The organism is Pseudoalteromonas translucida KMM 520 (assembly GCF_001465295.1).
Lineage (GTDB): Bacteria > Pseudomonadota > Gammaproteobacteria > Enterobacterales > Alteromonadaceae > Pseudoalteromonas > Pseudoalteromonas translucida.
Genome location: NZ_CP011034.1, coordinates 2,560,706 through 2,575,602, shown reverse-complemented (window position 1 = coordinate 2,575,602; position 14,897 = coordinate 2,560,706). Strand labels below are relative to the sequence as shown.

The 14,897-nt window shown below is 39.6% G+C and carries 17 protein-coding genes; 12 read left to right on the top strand and 5 right to left on the bottom strand.

Translation table 11 applies throughout. The annotated features are described in order from the left end of the window. The first annotated feature begins 142 nt into the window (after window positions 1-142). Window positions 143-481 (top strand): iron-sulfur cluster insertion protein ErpA, encoded by a 339-nt coding sequence (erpA, locus tag PTRA_RS11875; protein WP_011328908.1) that lies wholly within the window; start codon window positions 143-145, stop codon window positions 479-481. Window positions 482-530: 49 nt separating this feature from the next. Here the strand turns inward: erpA and PTRA_RS19290 are convergent, their stop codons facing one another. Then, complete coding sequence (locus tag PTRA_RS19290; RefSeq protein WP_011328907.1) at window positions 531-719, bottom strand: hypothetical protein; 189 nt, start codon at window positions 717-719, stop codon at window positions 531-533. 394 nt (window positions 720-1,113) lie between these two features. Here PTRA_RS19290 and PTRA_RS11865 point away from each other — a divergent pair, with 394 nt between their 5' ends. After that, complete coding sequence (locus PTRA_RS11865; RefSeq protein WP_011328906.1) at window positions 1,114-1,353, top strand: helix-turn-helix domain-containing protein; 240 nt, start codon at window positions 1,114-1,116, stop codon at window positions 1,351-1,353. 75 nt (window positions 1,354-1,428) lie between these two features. Here PTRA_RS11865 and PTRA_RS11860 read toward each other — a convergent pair whose 3' ends face one another. The 4 genes from PTRA_RS11860 to PTRA_RS11845 are packed head-to-tail and all read right to left on the bottom strand — an operon-like array spanning window position 1,429 to window position 5,191. Continuing rightward, a complete protein-coding gene (locus tag PTRA_RS11860) occupies window positions 1,429-2,808 on the bottom strand; it encodes an AmpG family muropeptide MFS transporter (RefSeq protein ID WP_058373926.1) in 1,380 nt (459 codons plus the stop codon). A 50-nt stretch (window positions 2,809-2,858) separates the two neighbouring features. Next, window positions 2,859-3,479 (bottom strand): peptidylprolyl isomerase, encoded by a 621-nt coding sequence (locus PTRA_RS11855; RefSeq protein WP_058373925.1) that lies wholly within the window; start codon window positions 3,477-3,479, stop codon window positions 2,859-2,861. A gap of 2 nt (window positions 3,480-3,481) precedes the next feature. Further along, on the bottom strand, window positions 3,482-4,042 hold the full coding sequence (locus PTRA_RS11850; RefSeq protein WP_058373924.1) for a YajG family lipoprotein: 561 nt from the start codon (window positions 4,040-4,042) through the stop codon (window positions 3,482-3,484). After that, complete coding sequence (locus PTRA_RS11845; RefSeq protein WP_058373923.1) at window positions 4,043-5,191, bottom strand: methyltransferase; 1,149 nt, start codon at window positions 5,189-5,191, stop codon at window positions 4,043-4,045. Between the two features lie 43 nt (window positions 5,192-5,234). Here PTRA_RS11845 and PTRA_RS11840 point away from each other — a divergent pair, with 43 nt between their 5' ends. The 10 genes from PTRA_RS11840 (at window position 5,235) to PTRA_RS11795 (ending at window position 14,858) form a co-directional block, all read left to right on the top strand. After that, window positions 5,235-5,825, top strand: a complete 591-nt coding sequence (locus PTRA_RS11840) for an alpha-ketoglutarate-dependent dioxygenase AlkB family protein (RefSeq protein ID WP_058373922.1) — start codon at window positions 5,235-5,237, stop codon at window positions 5,823-5,825. A 62-nt stretch (window positions 5,826-5,887) separates the two neighbouring features. Next, window positions 5,888-6,193: a BolA family protein gene (locus tag PTRA_RS11835; RefSeq protein WP_058373921.1), complete on the top strand. Its 306-nt coding sequence runs from the start codon at window positions 5,888-5,890 to the stop codon at window positions 6,191-6,193. A 116-nt stretch (window positions 6,194-6,309) separates the two neighbouring features. After that, window positions 6,310-7,503 (top strand): enoyl-ACP reductase FabV, encoded by a 1,194-nt coding sequence (fabV, locus tag PTRA_RS11830; protein WP_058373920.1) that lies wholly within the window; start codon window positions 6,310-6,312, stop codon window positions 7,501-7,503. Between the two features lie 345 nt (window positions 7,504-7,848). Continuing rightward, a complete protein-coding gene (locus PTRA_RS11825) occupies window positions 7,849-9,192 on the top strand; it encodes a Na(+)-translocating NADH-quinone reductase subunit A (protein ID WP_058373919.1) in 1,344 nt (447 codons plus the stop codon). A 4-nt stretch (window positions 9,193-9,196) separates the two neighbouring features. Next, a complete protein-coding gene (locus PTRA_RS11820) occupies window positions 9,197-10,399 on the top strand; it encodes an NADH:ubiquinone reductase (Na(+)-transporting) subunit B (RefSeq protein WP_011328897.1) in 1,203 nt (400 codons plus the stop codon). After that, complete coding sequence (locus tag PTRA_RS11815) at window positions 10,392-11,165, top strand: Na(+)-translocating NADH-quinone reductase subunit C (protein WP_011328896.1); 774 nt, start codon at window positions 10,392-10,394, stop codon at window positions 11,163-11,165. The genes PTRA_RS11820 and PTRA_RS11815 overlap by 8 nt, the downstream gene beginning before the upstream one ends. Next, window positions 11,165-11,797: an NADH:ubiquinone reductase (Na(+)-transporting) subunit D gene (locus PTRA_RS11810; RefSeq protein WP_011328895.1), complete on the top strand. Its 633-nt coding sequence runs from the start codon at window positions 11,165-11,167 to the stop codon at window positions 11,795-11,797. The genes PTRA_RS11815 and PTRA_RS11810 overlap by 1 nt, the downstream gene beginning before the upstream one ends. A gap of 10 nt (window positions 11,798-11,807) precedes the next feature. Then, entirely contained in the window at window positions 11,808-12,416 is a 609-nt protein-coding gene (nqrE, locus tag PTRA_RS11805; RefSeq protein ID WP_011328894.1) for an NADH:ubiquinone reductase (Na(+)-transporting) subunit E, read from the top strand. Window positions 12,417-12,434: 18 nt separating this feature from the next. Then, window positions 12,435-13,667: an NADH:ubiquinone reductase (Na(+)-transporting) subunit F gene (nqrF, locus tag PTRA_RS11800; RefSeq protein ID WP_058373918.1), complete on the top strand. Its 1,233-nt coding sequence runs from the start codon at window positions 12,435-12,437 to the stop codon at window positions 13,665-13,667. Between the two features lie 159 nt (window positions 13,668-13,826). Further along, entirely contained in the window at window positions 13,827-14,858 is a 1,032-nt protein-coding gene (locus PTRA_RS11795) for an FAD:protein FMN transferase (protein WP_058373917.1), read from the top strand. Window positions 14,859-14,897 lie beyond the last annotated feature (39 nt).

Genomic DNA, 14,897 nt, shown 5'->3' with positions numbered 1-14,897 from the left:
CGTTAAAATACGCAAATAAGCGACGTTGGACTCAATATTAGGTTTAGCAGGAGCGAGTGCCTGCAACCTTTATTTTACTATACTTGATTAAAACACTCGGGTATTAGATAATCACATCATTACGATATTGAGGGTTTTTAAAATGTCTGAAGAATTACCAATTAAGTTCACTGACGCGGCAGCCGATCGTGTTAAACAGTTAATCGATGAAGAAGAAAATCCAGAACTTAAATTACGCGTATATGTAACGGGTGGTGGTTGTTCTGGTTTTCAGTACGGTTTTACCTTTGATGAAAAGGCCAATCCAGGTGATTTAGAAATCGTCAAAAATGGTGTGATGCTGGTGGTTGACCCGATGAGTTTACAATATTTAGTAGACGGTGAAGTTGACTACACTGAAGGATTAGAAGGCGCACGCTTTTTTGTAACTAATCCTCATGCAACTACAACCTGTGGTTGTGGTTCAAGCTTTACTATTTAATTAGGTAAACAATAAAATATTAAAGCCGCTTTTGCGGCTTTTTTAATGCCTAAAATTCGCTAGGAGTGAATTCGGTTATTTGCATCATTAATATAAAAAAACCAAGTACAAAAGTGGAAAACGCAAGTATATATACAAAGCCTCTTTTACCTTTTTTAATAGGCACACCATGGTGGCGAAGAAAAAAACACCAGCCTAAGCACAGTATAATAGGAAGTAAAAAAAGTAGCCTGAACATTATTTAGCCTTTTTGGGTGCTCGTTATTGATTAAGCATAAACATGTACCACTAAAATGGAACAAAAGTGTTACAAATATTTATTAATAGTTTAAGCTATCTATTCAGGCTTGGTAAATATGTATTCATTATTTAACCTGCGCAGAATGTAATTAGCCATTTTACCAATGAGTTAATAGTATACAATATATAAGAATGAGACGGGCAAAATTTCATTCACCACCACAATAAGTAAATATTATTTATAGCGTTTTTTAGCTCGCAATGAGTAATTTGTAATTAGTAAAGCTGAGTTGCAATCAATGCCTAATTAGGCTGTTGTGCAATGTACTCACTGAGCGTTATTAATAAATTGCATCAATTAGTATTTACACAGCATTAAGTAGGAGATGTACATGATGGGTAAAACAGTTTCATCAGAAGAAAATGCAAAACTGACCAAATGGCTTAAAAGTAAACGTCATGACAAAGGGCATACAATGCGCAGTTTAGCGCAGTTATTGGGTACACCGCATTCGTTTATCGGCAAAATTGAAAACCAAGAGCGCCGTTTAGATGTAATTGAATTTGTGCGCTACTGTAATGCACTTGAAGTTGATCCGCATGAGGCATTAAACTTACTTAAAGTTGATTAATAGCCACAAGTTACTTGGCATATTTTAATGCACCTTTAAGTATGCCAAGTAACTAATTAATCTTAAATATTGAACTTAAGTGTTTTGGTGATAATTACGTTCTAGCTGATACAGTTTATGACGAATTAAGTATAAAAATATCAACGATGGCAACACCATTAATGCAGTAAGAATAAAAAATAGCGACCAATTACCCGCCAGCCAATCATCTATTACTACGCCACTGTAACTCGACAATAAAGTACGCCCCAAATTACCCAACGACGCAAGTAACGCATAATGTGTTGCACTAAAGGCTCTGTCGCATAGCATAGATATAAATGCCACCATAGCAACCAACGACCATGCTTGAGTAAAACCATCAACCACAATAGCCATGGCGTATAAATGCTCTTGTGGGCCGGCAAGTGCAATCCAAGAAAACATTAAATTGGATGCAGCCATTGCTACACCACTAATAAATAAGCCTTTAACAATGCCGTATTTATGATTAAAAATACTGCCTAAAAAAGCAAATACAATGGTAATTAATCCGGTGCCTAGCTTAGAGTAATTGGCTATTTGGGTATTACTAAAGCCAACCTCTTTATAAAATACAATCGACATGCGAGCCAAAAATGCTTCGCCAATTTTAAATAAGAAAATAAATGCAAGCAGTGCCAACGCGGTTTTAACGCCATTTTTAGCAAAAAAGGTTTTAAACGGATCAACCACAGTAACTGCAAGCCAAGCGAGTGTTTTAGTTAATGGTGTTTGCTTGCTGGCGGCAAGTTTTTCAAGGTATACCCGCTCAAGCTCGGCATGGACTGCTTCACGGTTTGATTCAGGCTCTTTTGCCCAAAATACACAGCTCATTAGTAGCAGCATTATGGCGGATAAAAAGTAATATACTTGCGGCCAATCTATCGAGGGTATATCGGCCATATAAAACGGAATGGCCCCAAGTAGCGCATAACCAGACCACCAACCCGAAGTTGCCATGGCGGCGGCGGCAGTCGCTTTGTGAGATTCATTTTCGCCAAGGGCGTCTATTCTAAATGCGTCAATAGCAATATCTTGAGTGGCAGAGGCTATGGCTATTAATAAACACAGTACGGCGACGAGTGCTAAATTGGCTTTTAAATCAAGCCCTGCTAATAGTAGAGTGCCAAGTAAAATAAAGCTTTGGCAAAACAGTATCCAGCTTCGGCGTTGGCCTAACCATTTGTATAAAAAGGGGAGTTTGGTACGATCAATTAACGGCGACCATAAAAAGTTAATGCTGTAAGCGCCAAATACAATGCCAAATAAGCCAATCATACTGCGGCTTAAGCCTTCGTCTTTTAGCCATGCCGACATAACAGAGCCTATGAGCACCCACGGAAAACCACTACTCATACCAAATATAAAAATATTGATAAGGCGTTTGTCTTTAAAATAAGAAAAATATTCGCGAATAGAGAGTGTTTTGCTCATAGGGCCTTCATTGGCTTTAACACAGAGCAGCTAGGCTGCTCTTTTAAAAGTTACAGGGGGACTTGTTCAAGTAATTTAATATTTAAAATAACTACAGGCTCTTTGGGTACAAAGTCGTAGCCAATTTTTTCGTTAAATCCGGTTTTTACCGCCATAATTTTATCTAGCGTGTCGTAGCCGTCCATTACATTGCCAAATACCGCAAAACCCCATTCTCTGCCAGGGTTTAAATGGTCGTTATCGTCCATATTAAAAAAGAATTGGCGCGTTCCTGAATGAGGTTGGCGGTCTTGATACGCCATAGCTATGCTATACATATCGTTTTTTAAGCCGTTACCGCTTTCGTTAAAAATAGGATCGTTTTCGTGTAGCCCGTCGTAGTTTTTATCGTAGCCGCCACCTTGAATAACAAAGTCGCGGTCGTTTTCTACATCGCGCTCAATACGATGAAACACACTGCCTTGATAGCTTTTATCCATTACGTAGGTTAAAAAGTTATTTGCAGTAATGGGGGCTTTTGAGCGGTCAAGCTCAATTACTATGCTACCCAGTGAGGTGACTATTTCAACACGCGGAAAAATATTATCTTTTTGTACAAAACGGCCTTCTTGAGCAGCAAGCGTAGTGGTACTAAAAAATAGGCTTAAGCAGATTAAAAAAAGTCGTTTCATTGTTAACCTTCTAAAAATTCTATTAATTCAGGGTCAGATACAATGCGGGTAATAATTTGCTCAGTCAACTTATTAAGCTGACCTTCTATTTTTGCTCTGTCGTGCCCCAGCGGCCCTGCTAAGTTAGCATTGCCTCGGTATACTTTGCTAAAGTTACTGGTAGCGCGAATAACCCGCACACCAAACTCTATTGAAGCAGTGCTGGTGTGGCTCATTAGCTTTTCGGTAACAACTGCTTGCAAAGCATGAATATCTACTTCAAAGCGTACAGTCGCTAAGTTAGAAATGCTGGCGCCATTACGGCTAAGGGCGCTGTCGAGCGCACTTTTTACTGAGGCTGTAATACCATGGCTGGCAAAAGTTTTAGTTTTGTCAGACTCTATAAGTTTTAAGGTGGCAGTATCGCCTCTTAAATCAATTACACTGGTACTTAAGCTGCTGTTGATTGAACTTATTTGCCCATTTTTATAAACAGGATTAAGTATTATCTGATTTGGCTGATTACTACATGCAGGCAGTGCCAAAAACACCAACCAAGGTAAAAGATATTTTATAATGTGCATTTATAACATTCCGGTATTTTTTGTGGCACTAAGTACAACAAACTTTTTGTTAGAACCTAATAGCTTACAGTTACCAAACATACGGTTTAGTTTGTCGTGGTAATCTAAATGACGGTTACCAATAATACGCAATTCGCCACCTTCTTTTAAAGTATCTTTTGCTTCTTTAAACATTTGCCATGCAATGTGGTCGGTAACCGCTTGAGCTTGATGAAACGGCGGATTACATAGCACCATATCAACACTGTCGCGCTCAAATCCCGATAAACAGTCATTTTCAACAAATGAACATTGCTCATATTTAGCTTCCATATTGAGCTCTACATTCAAGCGTGCCGATTCAACGGCCATATACGACTCATCAACAAAAGTAATATTTGTATTTGGGCAGCGCGATAATGCCATTAAACCCACCACGCCATTACCACAACCTAAATCAATAATGCTTTTAGCTTTATTGGTTTCTGGCAAATAGTTAAAAAAGAACCGTGCACCAATATCTAATGAATCACGCGAAAACACATTTGCATGGTTACTAATAGTAAAGTCAGTGCCTTCAAGTGGCCAATTTACCGGAAAATCAGCGGCTTTATATCCACCTTGTGCGTGGCTTATAATTAAGCGTGACTTTTTAACCGCTAAACTCGTTTTTGTTTCGCCAATAAACTGCTCAAACGCTTTAATTGTTGAATTATGCACATCTTTTGTTTTTGCCGCGGCAATAACAGGCGTTCCGGGTGCAAGCACTTCGCTAAGCTCAGACAGTTGATACTGTAAAAAGCCTAATGTACGTGGCACTTTTATAAGTACCAAATCAACTTGTTCAGGCAAAGCCGATAAACTATCGAGCTGGCTAAAAGTAATAGCAGGTATTTTATTCTCTGCTAAGTTATAAGCCGCTGCTTGGTGGCTAATATAAGAGTCGTTTACTGAACAAACCGTTAATTGCTTGTAGCTAAAATAACAAGAGAGTGCGCCAAAACTATCATTTAAAATGAGCAAAGAGCGACAATCAGGATAATGTTCGCTAACATAGTCGATTAAATATTCGTCGGCTGAATCCCAAGCTTGTAAGCTGCGGTTTTTTTGATCCAAAGGAAAGCGTTCAAGAGTAAAGGTTTTATCGCCGAGCTGTGCTTGCATGGTCATAATAGTTTAGTGATCAGTAATCAAATGATAGGTAAATTCTAACATGCAACGGCCAAACGCCAACCCCCAACTGTTACCAAATGGCTTTTCTTATCAAAGTAGGGCGCTTAGTGCACAAAAAAGCCTCGATTTGTTCTACTATTTACAGCAAAACCTGTGTTGGCAGCAGCCTAATGTTACGGTTTACAATAAAACAGGGCCAATTCCTCGGCTGCAGTGTTTTATCAGTGAAAACAATATTGAGTATGGTTATTCTCATAGTAAGTTAATAGTAGAGCCTTGGCCTGATGTTTTACTGGCGATGCGCAAACGTTTAGAGCGGCATTTAAACCAGCCATTCAATTCACTATTAGTAAATTATTACCGCGATGGCAACGATACTATGGGGTGGCATAGCGACGACGAAGCAGAGCTTGGCCATCAACCTACTATTGTGTGTATATCGCTTGGGGCTGAGCGAGTATTAAAACTAAAGCACAAAGCCAGCAATAAAATTACTGATTTAAAGCTCCATAGCGGCAGCTGTTTAATTATGAGTGGCAATAGCCAGCGCGACTATCAACATGCTATTACTAAGCAAACTACTTTGGCTCATCCGCGAATAAGTTTAACCTTTCGCTTGATAAAGCGTTAGCCATTAGGCTTAGCTAGTTGCTATAGTGGGCTTATAAATAAGTAACAATAATGGTTTATGTCATGCAGCAACAAATTCAACAAAAAATCAGCGATGCAATTGCCTGTAAGCATTTAAATGTAATTAACGAAAGCCATATGCACAGTGCTGGCAGCGACTCGCATTTTAAAGTGATAGTGGTTAGCGAAGAGTTTGCAGGTAAGCGCTTATTACAACGCCATCGCGAAATTAATGAAATTTTAAAAGATGAATTAGCCAATCATATTCATGCACTGGCTATTCATACTTATACGCCAGATGAGTTTGCTGAACATGACGGCGAAGCGCCTGATTCACCCAATTGTATGGGCGGCTCTAAGTCAGCTTAAGCAATTAATAGCGATTTGATTGATGTTTACACTCAAGATTAACTGATCAGATCAGTGTTTTTAGTATTAGCCTTTAAACTAGCGCTAATTTTTATTGTAAAGATATAGGATGATCAATGGTCATTAAGCCTAAAATTCGTGGATTTATCTGCACCAATGCCCACCCAGTGGGCTGTAGCGAACATGTTCAAGAACAAATTAATTATGTAAAGCAACAAGGTGCATTAAAAAATGCGCCTAAAAATGTATTAGTTATTGGTGCCTCTACAGGCTATGGACTTGCATCGCGTATTACTGCGGCGTTTGGTGGCGGTGCTAAAACATTAGGTATTTTCTTTGAAAAAGAAGGCACTGAGCGTAAAACAGGTTCTGCAGGTTGGTACAATACAGCTGCATTTCAAAATGCCGCAGATGAAGCAGGGCTTTGGTCTAAAAATATTAATGGCGATGCGTTTTCAAACGAAATTAAGCAAAAAGCAATTGATACTATTAAAGCCGATTTAGGCAAAATAGATTTAATTATTTACAGCTTAGCGTCTCCGCGTCGTACCGATCCTAATACCGGTGAAGTGTTCTCATCTACGCTTAAGCCAATTGGTAATGCAGTTACGACTAAAAACCTGAATACCTCAAAGCGTGAAATTGACGAAATAACCGTTGAAGCGGCAAACCAAGATGATATCGACAATACTATTAAAGTAATGGGCGGTGAAGATTGGGAAATGTGGATTGATGCACTAAAGCAAGCCGATGTGCTAGCCGATAACTTCAAAACCACTGCTTATACCTACATAGGTAAAGAGCTAACATGGCCAATATACGGGCATGCAACGATTGGTAAAGCAAAAGAAGATTTGGATCGTGCAACGGCTGCTATTAAAGCCTCTACTAGTGATTTAAATGGCGAAGCGTATGTATCGTCACTTAACGCTGTAGTAACACAAGCTAGCTCGGCTATTCCTATTATGCCTTTGTATATTTCTGCTTTATTTAAAGTAATGAAAGCCGATGGCACCTACGAAGGTACTATTGAGCAAATACAGGCGTTATTTAGCGAAAACTTATACGGCGACACGCCACGTTTTGACGAAGGCGGTCACTTATTCCAAAACTATAAAGAGCTAGAAGATGACGTACAAGCACGTATTCAAGCTATTTGGGATAAAGTAGATACTAGTAACATTGATGAACTAACCGATTATGTTGGTTATCATAATGAGTTTTTACGTTTGTTTGGTTTTGGTATACAAGGCGTTGATTATGAACAAGAGGTTGACCCTGTTCAGCCTATTGCTAATATGATTGACTAATCAATTATACAAAACAGTTTGAAAAGTCGCCTAGTGCGACTTTTTTATTACTGATTTTTTTATAAAAATAATGTTTCTTAGTAAACGTACAACTTTGGTCTAGCTTGAATTTTATTAAATAGCTACATCAAGCGTAAATAAGTCTTTCTCTGGTATAATTTTTATAAATACACTCGCATAGTGTTGCACAATGATGTTAAAATCATAGCAATATGTGAGGAGTTTTACTGCGTTGCTTGTTTAGTATTTATAGCAAGTTAGTTTTACACAACTTGTTATAGTTAATATGGCGACGTGGTTGATACGATTTTTCAGTTTCTTTCCGTTAATGTAGTGCAAGTGCGTATGATCAATATAAAAAAAGGTCTGGACTTACCCATAGAGGGCGCTCCTCAGCAAGTTATTCATGATGGTTCTACCGTCAAACGTGTAGCTGTGCTAGGTGAAGAATTTATCGGTATGCGTCCAACCATGCATGTTCGTGTGGATGACCAAGTGAAAAAAGGCCAGGTACTTTTTGAAGATAAAAAGAACCCAGGTGTATTATTTACTGCTCCAGCTTCTGGCACAGTAAAAGAAATTAATCGTGGTGCTAAACGTGTACTGCAATCTGTTGTTATTGAAGTTAACGGCAGTGAGCAAATCACCTTTGGTACTTTTTCTGATGCCGAGCTTTCGAGCTTAGATCGTGAAAAAGCCAAAGAAGTACTTATACAGTCTGGTCAATGGACAGCACTTCGTGCTCGCCCATTCAGTAAAGTAGCGGCAGTGGATGCAAATCCTAGCTCTATTTTTGTGACCGCAATCGACACTAATCCTCTTGCTGCAGATCCTGCGGTAATTATTGCTGAAAATGTGCAAGCATTCGAAGCGGGTTTAGCTGTTGTGTCGCGTTTAACCGACGGTAAAGTATTTGTTTGTAAACAAGCAGGTAGCCAAGTTCCTAGCTCATCTATAGCTCAAGTAGAAGTACATGAGTTTGGTGGTGTGCATCCGGCTGGCCTTGTTGGCACACATATCCATCATCTTGATGCAGTATCTATTAGCAAGCAGGTTTGGCATATTGGTTACCAAGACGTTATCGCCTTTGGTCACTTATTCCTTACCGGTGAAATTTACACTGATCGTGTAATTTCTCTTGCAGGTCCTCGCGTTAAAAACCCTCGTTTAGTGAAAACACAATTAGGTGCTTCATTGGATGATTTAGTTGCTGGCGAATTAGAAGACGGTGATAACCGTGTTATTTCTGGTTCAGTATTGTCAGGTTCTATTTCAAACGGTGTTCATGCATTCTTAGGTCGTTACCACGTTCAAGTATCTGTTTTACTTGAAGGTCGCGAAAAAGAATTGTTTGGTTGGATTGCACCAGGTAGTGATAAATTTTCCGTAACGCGTACCTTTATTTCTCACCTTGCACCGAGTCGTTTATTTAAAATGACAACGTCAACAGGTGGTTCAAAACGTGCCATGGTACCAATTGGTAGCTATGAGCGTGTAATGCCGTTAGATATTTTGCCAACTCTATTATTACGCGACCTATTGTCACGCGATGTAGACAGTGCAATGTCATTAGGCGCGCTTGAACTAGATGAAGAAGATTTAGCGTTATGTACCTTCGTTTGTCCGGGCAAATACGAGTATGGCGTAGCCCTACGCGATTGCTTAACTACGATCGAGAAGGAAGGCTAGAGAGATGGGTTTAAAAAAATATCTTGAAGATATCGAGCCGAATTTTGAAGCCGGTGGTAAATATGAAAAGTTTTATGCTCTGTATGAAGCAGCAGCAACTATTTTTTATACACCAGGCTACGTAAATAAAGGCGCGACACACGTTCGTGACAACATCGACCTAAAACGCATGATGATTTTAGTGTGGATGGCAACGTTCCCTGCTATGTTTTTTGGTATGTTCAATATTGGTCATCAGGCCGCTGGTGCTTTAGCACAAGGTTTTGAACTAGCTAATATATGGCAAGTTGATTTGTTTCAACTGTTAGGCGGTCAATTAACCGCTGATGCAGGCTGGGGCGCTAAAATGTTCTACGGAGCGTGTTTCTTCCTACCAATTTATGCAGTTACTTTTGCTGTAGGTGGTTTTTGGGAAGTTATATTTGCTTCAGTGCGTAAACACGAAATTAACGAAGGTTTCTTCGTAACATCAGTGTTATTTGCACTTATTTTGCCAGCAACTATTCCTTTATGGCAAGTTGCGCTTGGTATTACATTTGGTGTTGTAATCGCTAAAGAAATATTTGGTGGTACAGGTCGTAACTTCTTAAACCCTGCGTTAGCTGGCCGTGCGTTTTTATTCTTCGCATACCCTGCACAAATTTCAGGTGACACAGTATGGACAGCCGTAGATTCGTTCTCTGGCGCGACTATGCTTGGTCAAGCGTTTGTTGGCACACTTGATTTTTCAAACATGGAGTTATGGTGGAATGCGTTTTACGGTTTCATTCAAGGTTCTGTAGGCGAAACATCAACACTTGCATTATTAGTAGGTGGGTTGTTCCTTATTTACGTGCGTATCGCTTCTTGGCGTATAGTGCTAGGTGTATTTTTCGGTATGGTAATCACTGCATTACTGCTAAATACAGTTGGCTCTGAGACTAACCCAGTATTTGCTATGCCTTGGCATTGGCACTTTGTACTAGGTGGTTTTGCGTTTGGTATGTTCTTTATGGCTACCGACCCTGTGTCTGCTGCATTTACCGATAAAGGTAAGTTAGCTTATGGCGCGCTTATTGGTTTTATGGTTGTTATGATCCGTGTTGTGAACCCTGCTTTCCCAGAAGGCATGATGCTAGCAATCTTATTTGCTAACTTATTTGCTCCACTGTTCGATCACTTTGTAGTGCAAGCTAATATCAAACGGAGGTTGGCACGTAATGTCTAGTAATAACGAATCAATCGGTAAAACGTTAGCAGTAGTTGTTGCGCTATGTTTAGTGTGTGCAATTATCGTATCGTTTGCTGCTGTACAGCTTCGTCCTTTACAGCAAGCTAATAAAGCGAAAGATATTCAAAGTAATATCTTAGTTGCAGCGGGAATCGGTAAAGTTGAAAATGTTTCTGAAACATTCAACAACAAAATCGAAGTACGCTTAGTTAATATGAAAACGGGTGAGTCTTTTGCAAGCGACTCAAGCGAAGAAGTTCAGGCTAAGGTTAATGCATTTGACTTTGAAAAAAGCAAATTTGACCCTAAGCTAAGCTTTGCGCTTGCTGAAAAAGGCATTACTGACATTGCGGGCATTCAGCGCGTAACGACAGAGGCACCTGTGTACATCTCTAGAGCAGATAATGGGTCAGTTGACACTATTATTGTTCCTATTCAAGGTTACGGTTTATGGGGCTTAATGTATGGTTTCCTTTCGCTTGAAAACGATGGCGAAACAATCAAAAACATTATCTTTTATAAGCATGGTGAAACACCTGGTTTAGGTGGCGAAATCCAAAATCCACAGTGGACTGCAAAATGGGAAGGTAAAGAATTACCTATCGATGTTGTAAAAAGTGGCGCTAGCAATGAGCATCAAATTGATGGTCTATCGGGTGCAACTTTAACGTCTAACGGTGTTGATAATACAGTTGACTTTTGGACTGGTGACAATGGCTTTGGTCCATTCCTTGCGGAAGTACGTAAAGGAGCATTGAAATAATGGCTGATACTAAAGAAATGAAAGCGGTCCTATTTGGTCCGGTTTTAGCTAACAACCCAATTGCACTACAAGTACTTGGTATTTGTTCTGCGCTAGCGGTAACATCTAGCTTAAAAAACGCATTAATCATGTCAATTGCTTTGACCTTGGTAACCGCGTTTTCTAGCTTCTTTATCTCGACTATTCGTAACCAGATCCCATCGTCAGTACGTATTATTGTACAAATGACGATTATTGCATCTTTGGTAATTGTTGTTGACCAAGTACTACAAGCATTTTCTTACGCTACGGCAAAAGAGCTTTCGGTATTTATCGGTCTAATTATTACTAACTGTATTGTAATGGGTCGTGCTGAAGCATACGCAATGAAGTCACCGCCACTTATGTCGTTTCTTGACGGTATTGGTAACGGTTTAGGTTATTCAGTAGTACTACTTACCGTTGGTTTCATTCGTGAACTATTTGGTAAGGGTTCACTATTCGGTGTTGATATTATCCCATTAGTACAAAATGGTGGTTGGTATCAACCTATGGGTCTATTGATATTACCACCGAGTGCATTCTTCATCATTGGTTTATTCATATGGGTACTACGTACTTATAAGAAAGACCAAGTAGAAGCTAAAGCGTAAGGGGCACACAGTGGAACATTATATTAGTTTATTTGTAAAAGCCGTTTTTATTGAAAACTTAGCGTTATCATTCTTCTTAGGCATGTGTACTTTTTTAGCAGTATCTAAAAAAGTAACCACATCAATTGGCCTAGGTGTAGCGGTTATTGTTGTATTAGGTATTTCGGTACCAGTTAACAACTTAGTTTACCATGCAGTGTTAGCACCGGGTTCACTTACGTGGCTTGGTTACCCAGATGCAGATCTTAGCTTTTTACGTTTCTTAACTTTCATTGGTGTTATTGCAGCACTAGTGCAAATTTTGGAAATGGCATTAGATAAGTTCTTCCCAGCACTTTACAACGCGTTAGGTATATTTTTACCACTAATCACAGTTAACTGTGCAATTTTTGGTGCGGTATCTTTCATGGTTGAGCGTAACTATAACTTCGGCGAGTCTGTGGTTTATGGTATTGGCGCTGGTGTTGGTTGGGCACTTGCAATTACATTACTTGCAGGTATCCGTGAGAAAATGAAATATTCAGACGTTCCAGATGGCTTACGTGGTTTAGGTATTACCTTTATTACTGTTGGCTTAATGGCTCTTGGCTTTATGTCATTCTCTGGTATTTCACTGTAAAGGTAGCGAGGATAAATCATGGGTTATACTGATATTTTCTTAGGAGTTGGTGTTTTCATCGCTATCGTTGTACTACTAGTTTTAGTGATCATTGGTGCTAAATCTCAGTTAGTTGCAAGCGGCGATATCATCATTGGGATTAATGGCGATAAAGATAAAGCCATTACGACCTCAGCAGGTAATAAGCTTTTAAGTGCATTATCTGAATCAGGTATTTTCGTATCTTCTGCATGTGGTGGCGGTGGCTCTTGTGGTCAGTGTCGTGTTCACATTAAAGAAGGTGGCGGCGATATTCTGCCAACTGAACTTGATCACATTTCTAAAGGTGAAGCCCGTGAAGGCTGTCGTTTAGCGTGTCAGGTAAATGTTAAAAACGACATGGAAATTGAGCTTGAAGAGTCAATTTTCGGTGTTAAAAAATGGGATTGTGAAGTTATCTCTAACGATAACAAAGCAACGTTCATTAAAGAACTTGTACTACAAATTCCAGATGGCGAGTCAGTGCCGTTCCGTGCGGGTGGTTACATCCAAATCGAAGCGCCAGCTCATCATGTTAAATATGCTGATTTCGATGTTCCAGAAGAATATCGTGGTGATTGGAACCATTTTGGTTTCTTCGACCTGGAGTCAAAAGTAGACGAAGAAACAATTCGTGCTTACTCAATGGCTAACTACCCAGAAGAAGAAGGCATCATTATGCTTAACGTGCGTATTGCTGCTCCACCGCCAAGAAACCTAAGCCTGCCATGTGGTAAAATGTCTTCGTACATTTGGTCACTAACTAAAGGCGATAAAGTAACTATTTCTGGTCCATTTGGTGAGTTCTTCGCTAAAAATACTGACGCAGAAATGATCTTCGTTGGTGGTGGTGCTGGTATGGCGCCAATGCGTTCTCATATCTTTGATCAACTTAAACGCTTGAACTCTAAGCGTAAGATGAGCTTTTGGTATGGTGCACGTTCTAGACGTGAAATGTTCTATGTTGAAGATTTTGACGGCCTAGCTGCTGAAAACGATAACTTCGTTTGGCATACCGCGCTTTCAGATCCGCAAGCAGAAGATAACTGGGAAGGCTACACAGGCTTTATCCATAACGTGTTATTTGAGAACTATCTTAAAAATCACGAAGCCCCTGAAGATTGTGAGTACTACATGTGTGGTCCTCCAATGATGAACGCGGCAGTTATTACTATGCTTAAAGATTTAGGTGTTGAAGACGAGAATATCTTACTAGATGATTTCGGTGGCTAATAGCTAAATGGGTTGAACCTATTTCAACCCGTAAAGGTCAACAAGATCTATATCAAAACAACTTAGTTTTGGTTAAAATATCAGCCTCGTAGCATATTATGTTACGAGGCTTTTTTATTCATAAAGTTTTATTCTTAAATTAATGGAAGTAGGGTTGTGATGAATCGTGTAAGTATTCCCCAAGGCATAATGGCCTTATTTTTAATATCGCTGATTTTTTTACTTAGTGGATGTAATGAAAAACCACAACCAGAGAGCTTTTACCTAGAAGGTAAAACAATGGGCACTACTTACCATATTAAATTCTACGATGAGCAGCCTCAACGCGACGTAGTAGTGCTTAAAGAGGAAGTTGATGCTGTTTTACAAGATATAAATCAGTCTATGTCAACGTACATCCCAGACTCTGAAATAAATACTTTTAACCGCTTACCAGCCAATCAGGTTATGCCAATAAGTGCAGACTTTAGAGCGGTTGTTACTGAGTCAATTCGATTAGGCGAGTCAACTAAAACACTCGACGTTACTATGGGGCCGCTCATTGATTTATGGGGTTTTGGCCCAAATAAAAAACCGACTAATCGCCCAAGCGATGCAGCCTTAGCACAAATGCTGGCAAATATTGGCGTTGATAAACTTACTTTAACCGAGCAAGGTTTGGCTAAAACCGTTAATGGCTTAGAGCTGACGTTTTCAGCAACCGCTAAAGGTTATGGCATAGATAAGGTAGCGCAACTATTAGAAAGCCATAATATTAGTAACTATATGGTAGAAATTGGTGGTGAGCTGCGTATAAGCGGTGTTAAACCCAATAATCAAGACTGGAAAATAGCCATTGAACAACCAGATGCACAGCCAGGTGAGCGTGAAGTGCACAGAGTTTTAGCGCCAGGCACAAATGGCATTGCTACATCGGGCGATTACCGTATTTTTTATGAAATGGAAGGTGAAACATACAGCCACTTAATTGATCCAGTAACCGGTATGCCCAGCCGTCACGATTTAGTATCAGTAACAGTATTGCACCCAAGTGCTATGACAGCAGACGGGCTTGCAACGGCATTAACTGTAATGGGTATGAAAAAAGCCCAAGCTTATGCACAAAAACACGATTTACCAGTGTATTTAATAGGAAAGTCAGATGAGGGTTTAATAACATATTCAAGCCCTGCATTTAAGCCTTATTTATAACGCTTAGGTTTATATTTTAATCACTAAGGTATATAATAA

Coding starts and splice junctions, on each gene's coding strand:
- erpA (WP_011328908.1), top strand. CDS start 143: ATGTCTGAAGAATTACCAATTAAGTTCACTGACGCGGCAGCCGATCGT.
- PTRA_RS19290 (WP_011328907.1), bottom strand. CDS start 719: ATGTTCAGGCTACTTTTTTTACTTCCTATTATACTGTGCTTAGGCTGG.
- PTRA_RS11865 (WP_011328906.1), top strand. CDS start 1,114: ATGATGGGTAAAACAGTTTCATCAGAAGAAAATGCAAAACTGACCAAA.
- PTRA_RS11860 (WP_058373926.1), bottom strand. CDS start 2,808: ATGAGCAAAACACTCTCTATTCGCGAATATTTTTCTTATTTTAAAGAC.
- PTRA_RS11855 (WP_058373925.1), bottom strand. CDS start 3,479: ATGAAACGACTTTTTTTAATCTGCTTAAGCCTATTTTTTAGTACCACT.
- PTRA_RS11850 (WP_058373924.1), bottom strand. CDS start 4,042: ATGCACATTATAAAATATCTTTTACCTTGGTTGGTGTTTTTGGCACTG.
- PTRA_RS11845 (WP_058373923.1), bottom strand. CDS start 5,191: ATGACCATGCAAGCACAGCTCGGCGATAAAACCTTTACTCTTGAACGC.
- PTRA_RS11840 (WP_058373922.1), top strand. CDS start 5,235: ATGCAACGGCCAAACGCCAACCCCCAACTGTTACCAAATGGCTTTTCT.
- PTRA_RS11835 (WP_058373921.1), top strand. CDS start 5,888: ATGCAGCAACAAATTCAACAAAAAATCAGCGATGCAATTGCCTGTAAG.
- fabV (WP_058373920.1), top strand. CDS start 6,310: ATGGTCATTAAGCCTAAAATTCGTGGATTTATCTGCACCAATGCCCAC.
- PTRA_RS11825 (WP_058373919.1), top strand. CDS start 7,849: ATGATCAATATAAAAAAAGGTCTGGACTTACCCATAGAGGGCGCTCCT.
- PTRA_RS11820 (WP_011328897.1), top strand. CDS start 9,197: ATGGGTTTAAAAAAATATCTTGAAGATATCGAGCCGAATTTTGAAGCC.
- PTRA_RS11815 (WP_011328896.1), top strand. CDS start 10,392: ATGTCTAGTAATAACGAATCAATCGGTAAAACGTTAGCAGTAGTTGTT.
- PTRA_RS11810 (WP_011328895.1), top strand. CDS start 11,165: ATGGCTGATACTAAAGAAATGAAAGCGGTCCTATTTGGTCCGGTTTTA.
- nqrF (WP_058373918.1), top strand. CDS start 12,435: ATGGGTTATACTGATATTTTCTTAGGAGTTGGTGTTTTCATCGCTATC.
- PTRA_RS11795 (WP_058373917.1), top strand. CDS start 13,827: ATGAATCGTGTAAGTATTCCCCAAGGCATAATGGCCTTATTTTTAATA.